The sequence below is a fragment of the Streptomyces sp. NBC_01092 genome (genome assembly GCF_045039535.1).
Classification (GTDB): domain Bacteria; phylum Actinomycetota; class Actinomycetes; order Streptomycetales; family Streptomycetaceae; genus Streptomyces.
The window spans coordinates 9,391,261-9,406,544 of sequence record NZ_CP108659.1; the positions used below are offsets into that span (position 1 = coordinate 9,391,261).

15 protein-coding genes are annotated in these 15,284 nt (G+C 70.8%); 8 read left to right on the top strand and 7 right to left on the bottom strand.

Translation table 11 applies throughout. The annotated features are described in order from the left end of the window. Positions 1 to 63: 63 nt before the first annotated feature. Both OG254_RS42430 and OG254_RS42435 read right to left on the bottom strand, forming a co-directional pair. Entirely contained in the window at positions 64 to 2,448 is a 2,385-nt protein-coding gene (locus tag OG254_RS42430) for a Tex family protein (RefSeq protein ID WP_405592946.1), read from the bottom strand. A gap of 238 nt (positions 2,449 to 2,686) precedes the next feature. Beyond that, on the bottom strand, positions 2,687 to 3,556 hold the full coding sequence (locus tag OG254_RS42435; protein WP_405592948.1) for an SCO6745 family protein: 870 nt from the start codon (positions 3,554 to 3,556) through the stop codon (positions 2,687 to 2,689). 113 nt (positions 3,557 to 3,669) lie between these two features. Here OG254_RS42435 and OG254_RS42440 point away from each other — a divergent pair, with 113 nt between their 5' ends. Continuing rightward, positions 3,670 to 4,629: a GlxA family transcriptional regulator gene (locus tag OG254_RS42440; protein WP_405592950.1), complete on the top strand. Its 960-nt coding sequence runs from the start codon at positions 3,670 to 3,672 to the stop codon at positions 4,627 to 4,629. Positions 4,630 to 4,681: 52 nt separating this feature from the next. Beyond that, complete coding sequence (locus OG254_RS42445) at positions 4,682 to 5,317, top strand: DJ-1/PfpI family protein (RefSeq protein WP_405592952.1); 636 nt, start codon at positions 4,682 to 4,684, stop codon at positions 5,315 to 5,317. Here OG254_RS42445 and OG254_RS42450 read toward each other — a convergent pair. After that, positions 5,304 to 6,059: an enoyl-CoA hydratase/isomerase family protein gene (locus OG254_RS42450; protein WP_405592954.1), complete on the bottom strand. Its 756-nt coding sequence runs from the start codon at positions 6,057 to 6,059 to the stop codon at positions 5,304 to 5,306. The genes OG254_RS42445 and OG254_RS42450 overlap by 14 nt on opposite strands. A 115-nt stretch (positions 6,060 to 6,174) precedes the next feature. On the opposite strand from OG254_RS42450, the gene OG254_RS42455 reads away from it, so the two are divergent. Both OG254_RS42455 and OG254_RS42460 read left to right on the top strand, forming a co-directional pair. Continuing rightward, a complete protein-coding gene (locus tag OG254_RS42455) occupies positions 6,175 to 6,807 on the top strand; it encodes an HdeD family acid-resistance protein (protein ID WP_405592956.1) in 633 nt (210 codons plus the stop codon). Between the two features lie 174 nt (positions 6,808 to 6,981). Then, positions 6,982 to 7,491 carry an ATP-binding protein gene (locus OG254_RS42460; protein WP_147993164.1) on the top strand — a complete coding sequence of 170 codons (510 nt, stop codon included), beginning with the start codon at positions 6,982 to 6,984 and terminating at the stop codon, positions 7,489 to 7,491. 19 nt (positions 7,492 to 7,510) lie between these two features. Here OG254_RS42460 and OG254_RS42465 read toward each other — a convergent pair whose 3' ends face one another. The 4 genes from OG254_RS42465 to galE form a co-directional block, all read right to left on the bottom strand. Continuing rightward, positions 7,511 to 7,732, bottom strand: a complete 222-nt coding sequence (locus OG254_RS42465) for an integrase core domain-containing protein (protein ID WP_405592958.1) — start codon at positions 7,730 to 7,732, stop codon at positions 7,511 to 7,513. Positions 7,733 to 7,744: 12 nt separating this feature from the next. Then, entirely contained in the window at positions 7,745 to 8,338 is a 594-nt protein-coding gene (gene idi / locus OG254_RS42470) for an isopentenyl-diphosphate Delta-isomerase (RefSeq protein ID WP_405592960.1), read from the bottom strand. A 186-nt stretch (positions 8,339 to 8,524) separates the two neighbouring features. Beyond that, positions 8,525 to 9,460: a cation diffusion facilitator family transporter gene (locus tag OG254_RS42475; protein WP_405592962.1), complete on the bottom strand. Its 936-nt coding sequence runs from the start codon at positions 9,458 to 9,460 to the stop codon at positions 8,525 to 8,527. Between the two features lie 170 nt (positions 9,461 to 9,630). Next, positions 9,631 to 10,602 carry a UDP-glucose 4-epimerase GalE gene (gene galE / locus OG254_RS42480; RefSeq protein ID WP_405592964.1) on the bottom strand — a complete coding sequence of 324 codons (972 nt, stop codon included), beginning with the start codon at positions 10,600 to 10,602 and terminating at the stop codon, positions 9,631 to 9,633. Between the two features lie 317 nt (positions 10,603 to 10,919). Between galE and OG254_RS42485 the strand changes: the two genes are divergently transcribed. From OG254_RS42485 to OG254_RS42500, 4 genes are read left to right on the top strand one after another with little or no spacing between them, the layout of a single operon-like run. Further along, entirely contained in the window at positions 10,920 to 12,728 is a 1,809-nt protein-coding gene (locus tag OG254_RS42485; RefSeq protein WP_405592966.1) for a DUF5941 domain-containing protein, read from the top strand. Further along, a complete protein-coding gene (locus OG254_RS42490) occupies positions 12,725 to 13,477 on the top strand; it encodes a sugar phosphate nucleotidyltransferase (RefSeq protein ID WP_405592968.1) in 753 nt (250 codons plus the stop codon). The genes OG254_RS42485 and OG254_RS42490 overlap by 4 nt, the downstream gene beginning before the upstream one ends. Next, a complete protein-coding gene (locus OG254_RS42495; RefSeq protein WP_405592970.1) occupies positions 13,465 to 14,526 on the top strand; it encodes an iron-containing alcohol dehydrogenase family protein in 1,062 nt (353 codons plus the stop codon). The genes OG254_RS42490 and OG254_RS42495 overlap by 13 nt, the downstream gene beginning before the upstream one ends. Then, on the top strand, positions 14,504 to 15,283 hold the full coding sequence (locus OG254_RS42500; RefSeq protein WP_405592972.1) for a CDP-alcohol phosphatidyltransferase family protein: 780 nt from the start codon (positions 14,504 to 14,506) through the stop codon (positions 15,281 to 15,283). The genes OG254_RS42495 and OG254_RS42500 overlap by 23 nt, the downstream gene beginning before the upstream one ends. The last annotated feature ends 1 nt before the right edge of the window (position 15,284 follow it).

Consider the following 15,284-nt stretch of genomic DNA (forward strand, 5'->3'; position numbering starts at 1 on the left):
CCTACGGGCGAACCGGCCCGGACCCTCCGTGTCGTACCGGAGAGTCCGGACCCGCGTGCCGGCTCAGCGCTTGCCCTTCTTCGGGTCGAGCAGACCCGCGCGGCGCAGTGCGTCGGCCATGGCGCTGTTGGCCGGCGGCGGCGCCTGACGCGAACCGCCACCACCACCGCCACCGCCGCCACCGGTGCGACCCTGCCGCTGCTGCGGCGGACGCCCGCCCCGCTGCCGGCGCTCGCCGCCGCCCCCGCCCTGCTGGCCCTGCGCAGCCGCCTCGTCGTCGAGCCTGAGAGTGAGGGAGATCCGCTTGCGCGGGATGTCGACGTCGAGGATCTTCACCTTGACGATGTCACCGGGCTTCACCACGTCCCGCGGGTCCTTGACGAAGGTCTTCGACAGCGCGGAGACATGCGCGAGACCGTCCTGGTGGACGCCGATGTCGATGAACGCCCCGAACGCCGCGACGTTCGTCACGACGCCCTCCAGGACCATCCCGGACGCCAGGTCGGAGATCTTCTCCACGCCCTCCTTGAAGGTGGCCGTCTTGAAGGCGGGACGCGGGTCGCGGCCGGGCTTCTCCAGCTCCTTGAGGATGTCCGAGACGGTCGGCAGACCGAAGGTCTCGTCCACGAAGTCGTTCGGCTTCAGCGAGCGCAGCACGCCCGTGTTGCCGATGAGCGAGGCCACCTCCTGACCCGACGTCTTCACCATCCGCCGCACGACCGGATACGACTCGGGGTGCACGCTGGAGGAGTCCAGCGGGTCGTCGCCGCCACGGATGCGCAGGAAGCCCGCGCACTGCTCGTACGCCTTCGGGCCGAGCCGCGCCACGTTCTTCAGCTGCGAGCGGGACGTGAACGGGCCGTTGGAGTCCCGGTGGGTCACGATGTTCTCGGCGAGCCCGGAGGTGATGCCGGAGACGCGGGAGAGCAGCGGCGCGGAGGCGGTGTTGACGTCGACCCCGACGCCGTTCACACAGTCCTCCACCACCGCGTCCAGCGAACGCGACAGCTTCACCTCGGACAGGTCGTGCTGGTACTGGCCGACGCCGATCGACTTCGGGTCGATCTTCACCAGCTCGGCGAGCGGGTCCTGGAGCCGGCGCGCGATGGAGACCGCGCCGCGCAGCGAGACGTCCATGTCGGGCAGTTCCTGGGACGCGAAGGCGGAGGCCGAGTACACCGAGGCGCCGGCCTCGGACACCATCACCTTGGTGAGCTTCAACTCCGGGTGCTTGGTGATGAGTTCACCGGCGAGCTTGTCGGTCTCGCGGGACGCCGTGCCGTTGCCGATCGCGATCAGCTCGACCGCGTGCTCCTTCGTCAGGCGCGCCAGCTTGGCGATCGCCTCGTCCCACTTGTTCGCCGGGACGTGCGGGTAAATGACGTCCGTCGCGACGACCTTGCCGGTCGCGTCGACCACGGCGACCTTCACGCCCGTACGGAAACCGGGGTCCAGGCCCAGCGTCGAGCGGGTGCCGGCCGGTGCGGCGAGCAGCAGGTCGCGCAGGTTCTTCGCGAACACGTCGACCGCCTCGTCCTCCGCGGCGGTGCGCAGCCGCAGCCTGAGGTCGATGCCGAGGTGCACCAGGAGCCGGGTCCGCCAGGCCCAGCGGACGGTGTCCGTCAGCCACTTGTCGGCCGGACGCCCGCGGTCGGCGATCGCGAACTTGTGAGCCACGATCCCTTCGTACGACGACGGACCCTCGGTCGGCTCCTCGGGCTCCAGGACGAGATCGAGGACCTCCTCCTTCTCGCCGCGCAGCATCGCCAGGATCCGGTGCGAGGGCAGCTCGGTGAACGGCTCTGCGAAGTCGAAGTAGTCGGCGAACTTCGCGCCGGCCTCCTCCTTGCCGTCCCGCACCTTGGCGGCCAGCCGTCCCCGCACCCACATGCGCTCACGCAGCTCACCGATCAGGTCGGCGTCCTCCGAGAACCGCTCCGTGAGGATCGCCCGGGCGCCATCCAGGGCGGCCTGCGGATCGGCCACGCCCTTGTCGGCGTCCACGAACGCCGCGGCGGCGGCCAGCGGCTCGACCGTCGCGTCCCCGAGCAGTCCCTCGGCCAGCGGCTCCAGCCCGGCCTCCCGGGCGATCTGCGCCTTGGTCCTGCGCTTGGGCTTGTACGGGAGATAGATGTCCTCCAGCCGCGCCTTCGTCTCCGCGCCGCGGATCTGGGCCTCCAGCTCCTCGGTCAGCTTGCCCTGCTCGCGCACCGAGTCGAGGATCGCCGTGCGCCGCTCCTCCAGCTCGCGCAGATAGCGCAGCCGCTCCTCGAGCGTGCGCAGCTGCGCGTCGTCGAGCATCTCGGTCGCTTCCTTGCGGTAGCGGGCGATGAAAGGCACCGTCGAACCGCCGTCGAGCAGCTCCACGGCAGCCTTCACCTGCCGCTCCCGTACGCCGAGCTCCGCGGCGATCCTGCCTTCGATGGACCCTACGAGGGGTGTCGTCACGATCCCGTCCCGCCTTCTCACTGAGGTTGCGCGGCAATTGTGGCAGGTGACACCGACAACCGGGGATCAGGGCACCAACCCGGCCGGTCGCGCCGCCCCTCAGCCCGTCCGGCGGTTGAGGACGAGGCCGTTCAGGCCGACGGGGGTCCAGGGGGCGGAGCCCCCTGGTGGGGTCGAAGGGGCGAAGCCCCTTCAGGATGGGACGGGTAGGGGCGGCGGGGGCGAAACCCGTCGGGGCTCACCCCTTGCCGAGCAGATCCGCCGGAAACGCCCCCGCAGCCACCACCGCCCCGGCAAACCCCGCACCGAGCTCGGTCAGCCGAGCAACCCCCTCCGCCCCGAGATGCTCGTACGGCGCCCGATCCAGCCGGTCCGTCTCGGACTCGATCTCCGCACGCAGGGCAACCCCCTCCGCCGTCAGCTCACCCGCACCGTCCAACACCCCGCGCCCCCGCAGCCGCTCACACGCCGCGTCCCAGTCCTCCTGCGTCCAGCCCCGCGTGGAGAACACCCACTTCGGCGTCATGCCCTTGCCGGTCGCCGTGTGGGTGACCACCGCCTCCAGACCGTCGAGCCCGGCGGACATCAGCACACCGAGATGCCCGTCACCGCGGTGCTCGCGCAGCAGCGTCGTGGCGTGGAAGAACGCCAGATGCGGCTCCTCGGGCACCGGCAGGTCCGCGTGCGCCGAGTACAGCGGCCGGGCGCTGCGCGAACAGGCCTCGGTCGCCCGCAGCGCGAGCCGCGCGGCCTCCGCCATCTCCGCGGACGCCGGCGCCTCCTCGCCGAGCAGCCGCCGCAGCGCGCTGTCGACCGCACGCGCGCGTGCCGCCAGCACGTCCTCGGGCGAGGCGATCGCCCAGACCGCGGGGACGTGCCGGGCGACCAGCTCGTGCTTGTAGTTGTAGAACGTCGCCGTCACCGCACCCGCACCCACCGGACCCAGCGCGGCAGCGCGCACCGCGAAGTTGACGGCCCTGGGATGCGTGATCCCGAGAGCGGCCAGTTCCCTGCCCAGCTCGGGAGCGAAGTACGACGTCGCGTGCAGGGAGTTGAGCATGTTGTGGCAGCGGCGGCCGGCACGGGGCTCAAGGGCGGCAGTAGTCATGCCCGGCAGGTTACCAACCGCTTGGTACGTCGCCCCTGCCCGCGCGCATCATGGCAGGAAAGGTGGGGACCTCGTCATTGCGGCCACCCCGTCGGCCCCGAAGAATCGATGTCATGGCGCAGCACACCGTTCTCTTCGTCCTCTTCGACGCAGTGCAGAGCCTCGATGTCACCGGGCCGCTGGAGGTCTTCGCGGGGGCCGAGAAGCACAGTCCGGGCACGTACCGCATCCGCACGGCCTCCCTGGACGGCGCTCCCGTACGCACCTCCAGCGGCTTGACCGTCGCACCGGACCAGGCTCTCGGCAACCGGCTCGACGCGCACACCCTCGTCGTCCCCGGCGGCGAGGGCACCCGCACCCCGGACCCCGGCCTGGTCGGGTGGCTGCGCGAGCACGGCCCCCGCGCCGAGCGCCTGGTCTCCGTCTGCACGGGCGCGGTCCTGCTCGCCGCCGCGGGCCTGCTGGACGGCCGCCGCGCCACGACCCACTGGGCGTACTGCGACAAGCTGGCTCGCGACCACCCGGCCGTCGAGGTCGACCCGGACCCCATCTATGTGCGCGACGGACATGTCGCCACCTCCGCGGGTGTGACCTCGGGCATCGACCTCGCCCTCGCCCTGGTCGAGGAGGACCTGGGCCGGGAGGTGGCCCTGGACATCGCGCGCCACCTGGTCGTCTTCCTGCGACGGCCCGGCAATCAGGCCCAGTTCAGCGCCCAGCTCGCCGCCCAGACCGCCCGGCGTGAGCCCCTCAGGGAGGTCCAGAGCTGGATCACCGAGCACCCCGACGCCGACCTGACCGTCGAGTCGCTCGCCGCCCGCGCGAGCCTCTCACCACGCCACTTCGCCCGCGCCTTCCAGACCGAGACCGGCATGACCCCCGGCCGCTACGTCGACCTGGTCCGCCTCGAACACGCCCGCCGCCTCCTGGAGGACACCACCGACGGCATCGAGGAGATCTCCCGGGCAAGCGGCTACGGCACCCCGGAGGCCATGCGCCGGGCCTTCGTCAAGGCCCTCGGGGCGGCCCCGGCCGAGTACCGCCGCCGGTTCCGCCCCGCACCGGCCCACTGAACCCACGAACCGACCCGACACAGGGAACCGAGACCGAAAGGCAGACCCACCCATGCAGATCGCGATGGTCCTCTACGACCGCTTCACCGCCCTCGACATCGTCGGGCCCTACGAGGCACTGAGCCGGATCCCGGACGCGCAGGTGGACTTCGTCGCCGAGACCGCGGGGCCCGTGCGTGCCGACACCGGGTTCCTGGCCCTCACGGCCGACAAGGCCCTGGCCGAGGTGCCGCACCCCGACATCGTCGTGGTGCCCGGCGGCCCGGGCACCTTCGACCAGATCGAGAACGAGACGCTCCTGGACTGGCTGAGGACCGCCGACATCACGAGCACCTGGACGACCTCGGTCTGCAGCGGCTCGCTGCTCCTGGCCGCCGCGGGCCTCCTCGAGGGCCGCCGCGCCACGACCCACTGGCTCACGCTCGACTTCCTGTCGCAGTACGGCGCCGAGCCCACGGGCGAGCGGGTCGTGCCGGACGGCAAGTACGTCACCGCGGCCGGCGTCTCCGCCGGCATCGACATGGGTCTGACCCTGGTCGGGAAGATCGCCGGCGACGAACACGCCCAGGCCGTACAGCTGCTGACCGAGTACGACCCGCAGCCGCCCTACGACGCCGGCTCCCCGCAGAAGGCGCCCGCGCACCTCGTCGAGGAGTTCCGCACGAACAGCCGGTTCAGCCTGGCGTAGGCACGTTCCAGCCGAAGCGCGGCTGCCTGCGCTCCAGGAAGGCGGCGACCCCCTCCGCGGTGTCGCCGCTGCCGCGCGCCTGCTCCGCCCAGTGGGCGTTACGGTCGGTGCGCCCGTTCGCGAACTCCTTCGCCGCGGCCTGCGTCAGCTGCGAGCGCGACGCGAGGATCCGGGTGAACTCCGCGACCCGCTTGTCGAGTTCGCCCTCGGGCAGGACCTCGTCGACCAGGCCCGTGCGCAGCGCCCGCGCCGTGTCGATCAACTCGCCCGAGAACAGCAGGTACTTGGCGGCGGCCGGCCCCACCAGCGACACCAGCCGCCGGGTGGAGGACGCCGGATACACGATCCCGAGCTTCGCCGGCGTCACCCCGAACAGCGACCCTTCCGCGGCGAACCGCAGATCACAAGCCGCCGCGAGCTGCGATCCGCCGCCCACACAGTGCCCCCGGATCGCCGCCAGCGTCGGCTTGGGGAAGGCGGCCAGCGCCTCCTCGGCGGCCACGGCCAGCTCCTGCGCCTCCTGCGGCGACCCCTGGAGCGTGGAGATGTCGGCGCCCGCGCAGAACGTGCCGCCCTCGCCGGTCAGCACCAGCACCCGTACGGCCGGATCGGCGGCCAGCGTGTCGAGCAGCGGCGGCAGCGCGCGCCACATCGGGGCCGTCATCGCGTTGCGCTTGGCCGGATGGTGGACGACGACGGTGGCGACCGAGTCGGCGACGCGGTGCAGCAGCTGGGGCTCCATGCGGCGGATGCTATCCGCTTGCGCCGAACGGCCGATCAGGAAGGGTCCGACGGCCGATCACGTCCCAGGGTTCGAAAGGAGGGGCAGAAGGAGACGACCGATCCGGGAGGCGCCGATGGCCAGGTCCACCAAGCCAACGGGAGACGCGGCGAAACTGCGGCGCGGCATCGGCTGGCTTGCCGCCCTCGGTGTGCTGCTGGTCCTCGGCGGGCTGGTCGGGCTGATCTACACCGCATTCGCGACGCTGACCTCGATGCTGCTGTTCGGCTGGCTGCTGCTGATCGGCGGCTTCGTCGGCCTGCTGCACGCGGTCCAGGCGCGCGGCACCAATTTCTTCTGGCTCGGTGTGGTGGTCGCGGCCCTGAACATCGCCGCCGGCGTGGTGGTGATCCGCAGACCGGAGGCGGCGGCCGAGGCGCTGGCCATGTTCGCCGCGCTGCTGTTCCTCACGGGCGGGTTGTTCCGGCTGGTCGGCAGCCTGGTCGTGCGCGGTCCGCAGATGGGCTGGACCCTGCTGCAGGGTGTCTTCGACCTGTTCCTCGGCATCCTGGTGCTGAGCACATGGCCCAGCAGCCGATACGTCATCGGCACGCTCTTCTCGCTCGCCCTGCTCTTCGACGGCCTCGGCCTGCTGGCGACGGGCTTCGGCGGCCGCCGGGTGGTCGGCATGGTCACTGAGCGTGCGGACGAAGGGGGCTCCGGGCACGGATCGGGCAAGGGCGCCACCAAACCCGTACAACCCGAATAGTTCGCCAAGTCGGCACGAGCGGCACAGGAGCGGTCCCACAACTGACCGTGTCATAAGCCAACGGTCAGAAACGCTCGATACCTGCTGACTTCTGTTCAGTTCCACGGCCCGGACCTGTGCGTTACCAACACTCGACATGTGGTGACAATCGAGCGCGAGGGTGGCGACCGGACGATGGAGAACCACGGGCGCGGGTCCGGCCCACGCCCAGCAGGCGGTGCGAACGAGCCCCTCGATCCGCGGCCGCCGAATCCACTGCCTTACGAGGGCGTCTGGCGGTTCACCGCCCCCGCCGTGGACGCCTCGGTCCCGCAGGCCCGGCACGCCGTCCGGGACCTGCTGTACCGGCAGGGTGTGCCGGTCTCGGACGACCTGGTCCAGGGTCTGCTGCTGATCGTCTCGGAGCTGGTCACGAACGCCGTCCGGCACGCGGCGCTGCTGTCGCCGATGCTCGCCGTGGAGGTCGCCGTCGGCTCCGAGTGGCTGCGGGTGTCCGTGGAGGACAACCACCCCTACCGCCCGACCGCACTGGAGGCCGACCACGGTCAGACCGGCGGCCGGGGGCTGCTCCTGGTGCGCGAGGTGGCCAAGGAGGCGGGCGGGGTGTGCGACGTCGAGCACACGGCGAGCGGAGGCAAGGTGATCTGGGCCGCAGTACCGCTCAAGCCCGTGCAGGTGCCCTAGGTGTGCAACTGACGGAGGCCTATGACAGTGGGTTCTGGGCTTTCTGCCGGAGTCGTTCGTAGGGTGTTTGGCCGGTGAGCGCGCCGTGAGGGCGATCGTAGTTGTAGTAGTCCTCCCACTCCTGAAGCTTGATGTTGAACAGGTTGACGTCGTCGATGACCTGTCCCTCCAGGAGGCGGTAGAACTCTTCGGATTTAGACCTAGGGCGTGTGCTGCGGATCGCCCGGCGTCCGCAGGACACGTCCCGGATCGTTCACCAGCCGGCCGACGGACCCGTCAACTCGCGGATGGCGGGACGGGCCGCGTCGAGCACCGTCATGAACCAGGCCGAGAAGGTGTCCTTCGCGTGCCGCTCGGCCAGCTCGGCCGGCGTCACGAAGGCCGTCGTACCGACCTCCTCCGGGTCCGGGCGCAGCGGCGACTGCACCATGCCGACGAAGAGGTGGTTGTACTCCTGCTCCACCAGGCCCGAGGCCGGGTCCGGGTGGTTGTAGCGGACGGTGCCCGCCTCGGCGAGCAGCGACGGGGAGACGCCGAGTTCCTCGTACGTCCGCCGGGCCGCGGCCGCGAAGGGCGCCTCGCCGGGGTAGGGGTGGCTGCAGCAGGTGTTGGACCAGACGCCGGGGGAGTGGTATTTGCTGAGCGCGCGCTGCTGGAGCAGCAGCCGGCCCTGCTCGTCGAAGAGGAACACCGAGAAGGCGCGGTGCAGTTGTCCCGGCGGCTGATGCGCGGCGAGCTTCTCCGCGGTGCCGATTGTCACACCGTTCTCGTCGACGAGTTCCAACAAAATCGCGTCAGCGGTGCCTTTCGACGAACTGTGCGTCGTGGTGGCAGGTGTGATCGACATACCCATCCTTCACATCGGTCTTGCGCCCCAAGTGTGCCGTACGAATCCGGCACTCCCGGCAGTTGATCGTGCCCGGCGCGGCGGGTACGGAACCCCCTGCGGGCCGCTGTGAGCATGAGGACGCGACCGGCCACCGGATCGCTGCATTCCGTCCGTACTGGCGTTTTATAGGACCGTACGGATGTTTCAGTGGCAGAGTCTGGCCTCGTGCTCGGCGTGCCCGATCGGCTCCAGCTGGAAGGTGCAGTGCTCCACGTCGAAGTGGTCGCCGAGGCAGCCCTGGAGTTCGTGCAGCATCTTCTCGTGGCCGATCGCGTTCAAGGCGTCCGAGCGCACCACCACATGGGCCGACAGCACCGGCATGCCCGATGTGATGGTCCAGGCGTGCAGGTCATGGACGTCCTCCACACCGTCCAGGGCGAGCATGTGGGCCCGCACCTGCGCCATGTCGACGTCCTTGGGGGCCGACTCCAGCAGTACGTCGAGGGTCTCGCGCAGCAGCTTGAAGGTACGCGGCACGATCATCAGGCCGATGACCAGCGAGGCGATCGGGTCGGCGGTCTGCCAGCCGGTGAGCAGGATCACCGCCGCCGAGATCAGCACCGCGAGGGACCCCAGCGCGTCCGCGGCGACCTCCAGGAACGCCCCGCGCACATTGAGGCTTTCCTTCTGGCCCCGCATCAGCAACGTGAGCGAGATCATGTTCGCGACCAGGCCGATCGCGCCGAACACGATCATCAGGCCGCCCTCGGTGTGGGCGGGCGTGAAGAACCGCTGGATCGCCTCGTACAGCACGTAGCCGCCGACGCCCAGCAGGAGCAGACAGTTGGCGAGGGCGGCGAGGATCTCCGCGCGGGCAAAGCCGAAGGTGCGCTTCGTGCTCGGCGGACGGTTCGCGAAGTGGATCGCGAGCAGGGCCATGCCCAGGCCCAGCGCGTCCGTCGCCATGTGTGCCGCGTCCGCGATCAGCGCGAGCGAGTCCGCGGCCACCCCGCCGACGATCTCGACCACCATGACGGCGAGCGTGATCGACAGCGCGACGCGCAGCCTCCCGCGGTACGCGGCCGCCGCCGTACCGGTCGTGGGCGCGTGCGAATGCCCGTGATCGTGCCCAGCCCCCATGAAATGCCGCCCTTCTGTGTCCGTCGGACGATCGGAATTTCCGTCCCGGGATCACAGTGAACTACGGGTGGGGGGTATCCGGCAACGCGGCACTGAACACCGTTGTCATGTGCCCTGACCTGCGGAAACGATCCGCAGGTCAGGGTCCTGCGCATGATCCACGGCGCTGCTCAGCGGCCGTGGTGCAGCTGCCAGCCCCGCCATGCCGACTCGACCATCTCGCGTACCCCGCGCCGGGCCCTCCAGTCGAGCGTCTCGGCGGCCAGCGCGGCCGAGGCGACCGCGCGCGGCGCGTCCCCGGGACGCCGGGCCTCGACGACGGCGGGGCGCCGGTCGCCGGTCACCTCGCCGATGACGGTGATCAGCTCGCGCACGGAGACGCCCTCGCCGCTGCCGATGTTGACCGTCAGATCACCGCTCGTGTCCGGCTCGGAGAGGTGCCGGGCCGCCGCCAGGTGCGCCTCGGCGAGATCGGCGACATGGATGTAGTCACGGACGCAGGTGCCGTCCGGCGTCGGATAGTCGTCGCCGAAGATCCGCGGGGCCTCGCCGCGGGTGAGCCGGTCGAAGACCATGGGGACGATGTTGAAGACGCCCGTGTCGGCCAGCTCGGGCGAGGCGGCGCCCGCGACGTTGAAGTAGCGCAGACATACGGTGGAGATGTTGTGCGCCCGGCCCGCCGCCCGCACCAGCCACTCCCCGGTGAGCTTGGTCTCGCCGTACGGGTTCACCGGCGCGCACGCGGTGTCCTCCGTGATGAGATCCACATCCGGGTTGCCGTAGACGGCGGCGGACGAGGAGAACAGCAAGCGCTCGATCCCCGCCTCCGCGACCGCGTCCAGCAGCGTGGTGAGACCGCCCACGTTCTCCCGGTAGTAACGGGTGGGCTGCGCCACTGACTCGCCGACCTGCTTGCGCGCCGCGAGATGCACCACACCGGTCACCGCGTGCTCGGCGAACACCCGCTTGAGCAGGTCGCCGTCCAGCGAGGAGCCCTCGACCAGCGGGACGTCCGCAGGGAGCCGCGCGGGAAACCCGGCCGAGAGGTCGTCCAGTACGAGCACACGTTCCCCGGCACCGGTCATGGCCCGCGCCACATGTGCCCCGATGTAGCCGGCTCCGCCTGTGATCAGCCATGTCATGGTCGCCCACCCTATGTCGCGACTTCGACCCGGTACGCAATGTCGCCGATGCCCCGGCCTGGGAGCACGAGTTTGTGGGCGGACCCCGGGATCCCTGATGATGATCGCGGCGGAGGTACGGGCAAACCCCGTTGATCGCTTCGTCAAACGGCCGGTGAACGTTAGCTTCCAATCATCCGATAGCCTCTGCCGACACGCCGCCCGGTCCGCCATTCGGGCGGACGACGTCAGCCTGACGACAGGGGCCCCGGCCAGGGGCGCCGCGATCATGTACACGACCGGCGCGGACACGCCGGCACCCCAGGGAGTGAGTTCGGTTGTCGACCGCCATCCTCACCGGTCAGCCGGTCCCCGGATCGTCGATCGAGGGCGATCTGCGGTCCCTCGGCTACGACGTGCGGGTCGCCGACGACCCGGCCGACGCCGAGACGCTCCTCGCCCAGGTACCCGGTGACCAGCGCGTCGCCCTGGTCGACGCCCGCTTCGTCGGCCACCTGCACGCGCTGCGCCTCGGCCTGACCGACCCCCGCTTCCCGATCGCCGCGATCCCGGGCGCCGTGACCGCCCAGGCGGCCGGCCGTCGGGCCCTGACCCGTGCGATGGCCCGCGAGACCTCCGCCGGCGGCGGAGCGGCGGTCGCTGTCGACAACCTCGCCGACCGCGTCGTCACCGCCCTCGACGACGACGGCACCGACGTCCACCGCCCCGAGCTCGGCAGCCTGGTCGCCGCCGTACCGGCCGACCCGCAGGCCCGCAACGAGGCACGGCAGGCCGTCGCCGCCGTCGACGACGAGGCCGTACGCCTGAAGTCGGCGGTGAAGGCACGCGACGGCTTCTTCACGACCTACTGCATCAGCCCCTACTCCCGCTACATCGCCCGCTGGTGCGCCCGCCGGGGCCTGACCCCCAACCAGGTCACCACCGCCTCCCTGATCACCGCGCTCATCGCGGCGGGCTGCGCGGCCACCGGCACCAGGGGCGGTTTCATCGCGGCCGGCCTGCTGCTGATCTTCTCGTTCGTCCTGGACTGCACCGACGGCCAGCTCGCCCGCTACTCCCTTCAGTACTCCACGCTCGGCGCCTGGCTCGACGCCACCTTCGACCGGGCCAAGGAGTACGCCTACTACGCCGGCCTCGCCCTCGGCGCGGCCCGCGGCGGCGACGACGTGTGGGCCCTCGCCCTCGGCGCGATGATCCTGCAGACCTGCCGGCACGTCGTGGACTTCTCCTTCAACGAGGCCAACCACGACGCCACCGCCAACACCAGCCCCACGGCCGCCCTCTCCGACAAGCTCGACAGCGTCGGCTGGACGGTCTGGGTGCGCCGGATGATCGTCCTGCCGATCGGCGAGCGCTGGGCGATGATCGCGATCCTCACGGCGGCCACGACCCCGCGCATCACCTTCTACGCGCTGCTCATCGGCTGCGCCTTCGCCGCCACCTACACGACGGCCGGCCGAGTGCTGCGCTCGCTGACCCGCAGGGCCCGTCGCACCGACCGGGCCGCACAGGCGCTGGCGGACCTCGCGGACTCAGGGCCGCTCGCTCAGGGCCTCGCCGAGGCGCTCAAGAACCCCGCACGGGGGCTGCCCGGCTTCGCCGCACCCGTGGTGGCCCTGCTCGGCGCCCTCGTGCTCCTCGGCCTGGCCGCGCAGCCGGGCTTCGGCGGACCGTGGGCGGTCGTCGGCGCCGTGGTGTACGCCGTCACCTCGGGCCTTGCGGTCGCCCGCCCCCTCAAGGGCGCCCTGGACTGGCTGGTCCCGCCCTTCTTCCGGGCGGCCGAGTACGGCACCGTTCTGCTGCTCGCAGCCAAAGCGGAGGTGAACGGAGCCCTTCCTGCGGCTTTCGGCCTGGTGGCCGCTGTCGCCTACCATCACTACGACACGGTGTACCGCATCCGCGGCAACGCCGGCGCGCCCCCGGCCTGGCTGGTGCGCGCCATCGGGGGGCACGAAGGACGGACGCTGCTCGTCACCGTCCTCGCCGCGGTGCTCTCCGCCTCGCAGTTCAGTGTCGCGCTCACGGTGCTCGCCGTGGCCGTGGCCCTCGTGGTGCTCGTCGAGAGCATCCGCTTCTGGGTGTCCTCCGGGGCGCCCGCCGTACACGATGAAGGAGAACCCGCATGATCGGCCTCGTGCTGGCGGCCGGCGCCGGACGGCGTCTGCGCCCCTACACCGACAGCCTTCCCAAGGCTCTCGTGCCGGTGGGGCCTGCGGGTATAGAGGGCGAACCCACGGTTCTCGACCTCACCCTCGGCAATTTCGCCGAGATCGGCCTGACCGAGGTCGCGATCATCGTCGGCTACCGCAAGGAAGCCGTGTACGAGCGCAAGGCGGCGCTGGAGGCGAAGTACGGCCTCAAGCTCACCCTCATCGACAACGACAAGGCCGAGGAGTGGAACAACGCCTACTCCCTGTGGTGCGGTCGTGACGCCCTCAAGGACGGCGTGATCCTCGCCAACGGCGACACCGTGCACCCGGTCTCCATCGAGAAGACCCTGCTCGCCGCCCGCGGCGACGGCAAGAAGATCATCCTCGCCCTGGACACGGTGAAGAGCCTCGCCGACGAGGAGATGAAGGTCGTCGTCGACCCCGAGAAGGGCATGACGAAGATCACCAAGCTGATGGACCCCGCCGAGGCCACCGGCGAGTACATCGGCGTCACCCTCATCGAGGGCGACGCCGCCCCCGAGCTGGCCGACGCCCTCAAGGCGGTGTGGGAGACGGACCCGCAGCAGTTCTACGAGCACGGCTACCAGGAGCTCGTGAACCGCGGCTTCCGCATCGACGTGGCGCCGATCGGCGACGTCAAGTGGGTGGAGATCGACAACCACGACGATCTCGCCCGTGGACGGGAGATCGCGTGCCAGTACTGACCCGACTGATCCCCTCGCCGCTCGTCGTCGACATCCGCCCGGGTGCCCTCGACGACCTGGGCGGTGTGCTCGCCGACGAACGCATCTCGCACTCCGGCAAGCTGGCCGTCGCCGTCAGCAACGGCTCCGGTGCCCGGCTGAAGGAGCGGCTCGCTCCCGCGCTGCCCGGCGCCACCTGGTACGAGGTCGGCGGCGGCACCCTCGACGACGCGGTCCGCCTTGCCGGTGACATAAAGTCCGGCCACTACGACGCCGTCGTCGGGCTCGGCGGCGGCAAGATCATCGACTGCGCCAAGTTCGCCGCGGCGCGCGTCGGCCTGCCGCTGGTCGCCGTACCGACGAACCTCGCGCACGACGGTCTGTGCTCGCCGGTCGCCACCCTCGACAACGACGCCGGGCGCGGTTCCTACGGTGTGCCGAACCCGATCGCGGTCGTCATCGACCTCGACGTCATCCGCGAGGCCCCGGTCCGCTTCGTCCGGGCCGGCATCGGCGACGCCGTCTCCAACATCTCGGCCATCGCCGACTGGGAGCTGGCCCACCGCGTCAAGGGCGAGAAGATCGACGGCCTTGCGGCGGCCATCGCCCGGCAGGCCGGCGAGGCGGTGCTGCGCCACCCCGGAGGCATCGGGGACACCGACTTCCTCCAGGTACTGGCCGAGGCGCTGGTGCTCAGCGGCATCGCCATGTCGGTGTCGGGCGACTCCCGCCCGTCCTCCGGTGCGTGCCACGAGATCAACCACGCCTTCGACCTGCTGTTCCCGAGGCGTGCCGCCGCCCACGGCGAGCAGTGCGGACTGGGCGCGGCCTTCGCGATGTACCTGCGCGGAGCCCACGAGGAGTCGGCCTACATGGCCGAGGTGCTGCGTCGGCACGGGCTGCCGGTACTGCCGGAGGAGATCGGCTTCACGGACGACGAGTTCGTCCGCGTCGTGGAGTACGCCCCCCAGACCCGGCCGGGCCGCTACACGATCCTCGAACACCTCGACCTGACCACCGACCAGATCAAGGACATCTACGCCGACTATGTCAAGGCCATCGGTAGCTGAACTCCGCCCCGTCGTTCACCCCGCGGGGGTGAAGGACCGGCGCAGCGGTGAGCACTGGATGGGACGCCTCTACATGCGTGAGGTGTCCCTGCGGGTCGACCGCTACCTGGTGAACACCAGGGTCACGCCCAACCAGCTCACGTACCTGATGACCGTCTTCGGTGTGCTCGCGGCCCCGGCGCTTCTGGTGCCGGGGATCCCGGGCGCCGTGCTCGGCGTGGTGTGCGTCCAGATGTACCTGCTGCTGGACTGCGTCGACGGCGAGATCGCGCGCTGGAAGAAGCAGTACTCGCTGAACGGCGTCTACCTGGACCGCGTCGGCGCCTACCTCACCGATGCCGCCGTGCTCGTCGGCTTCGGCCTGCGCGCCGCCGACCCGTGGGGCAGCGGCCGTATCGACTGGCTGTGGGCCTTCCTCGGCACCCTGGCCGCCCTCGGCGCCATCCTGATCAAGGCCGAGACCGACCTCGTCGGTGTCGCCCGGCACCAGGCCGGCAAGCCGCCGGTCCAGGAGACCGCCTCCGAGATGCGCTCCTCCGGCATGGCGTTGGCCCGCAAGGCCGCCGCCGCCCTCAACTTCCACCGTCTGGTCCTCGGCATCGAGGCCTCGCTGCTGATCCTGGTTCTGGCGATCGTCGACCAGGTCCGCGGCGACCTGTTCTTCACCCGGCTCGGCGTCGCGGTGCTGGCCGGCATCGCGCTGGTCCAGACCCTGCTGCACCTCGTGTCCATCCTCGCTTCGAGCAGGCTGAAGTGAA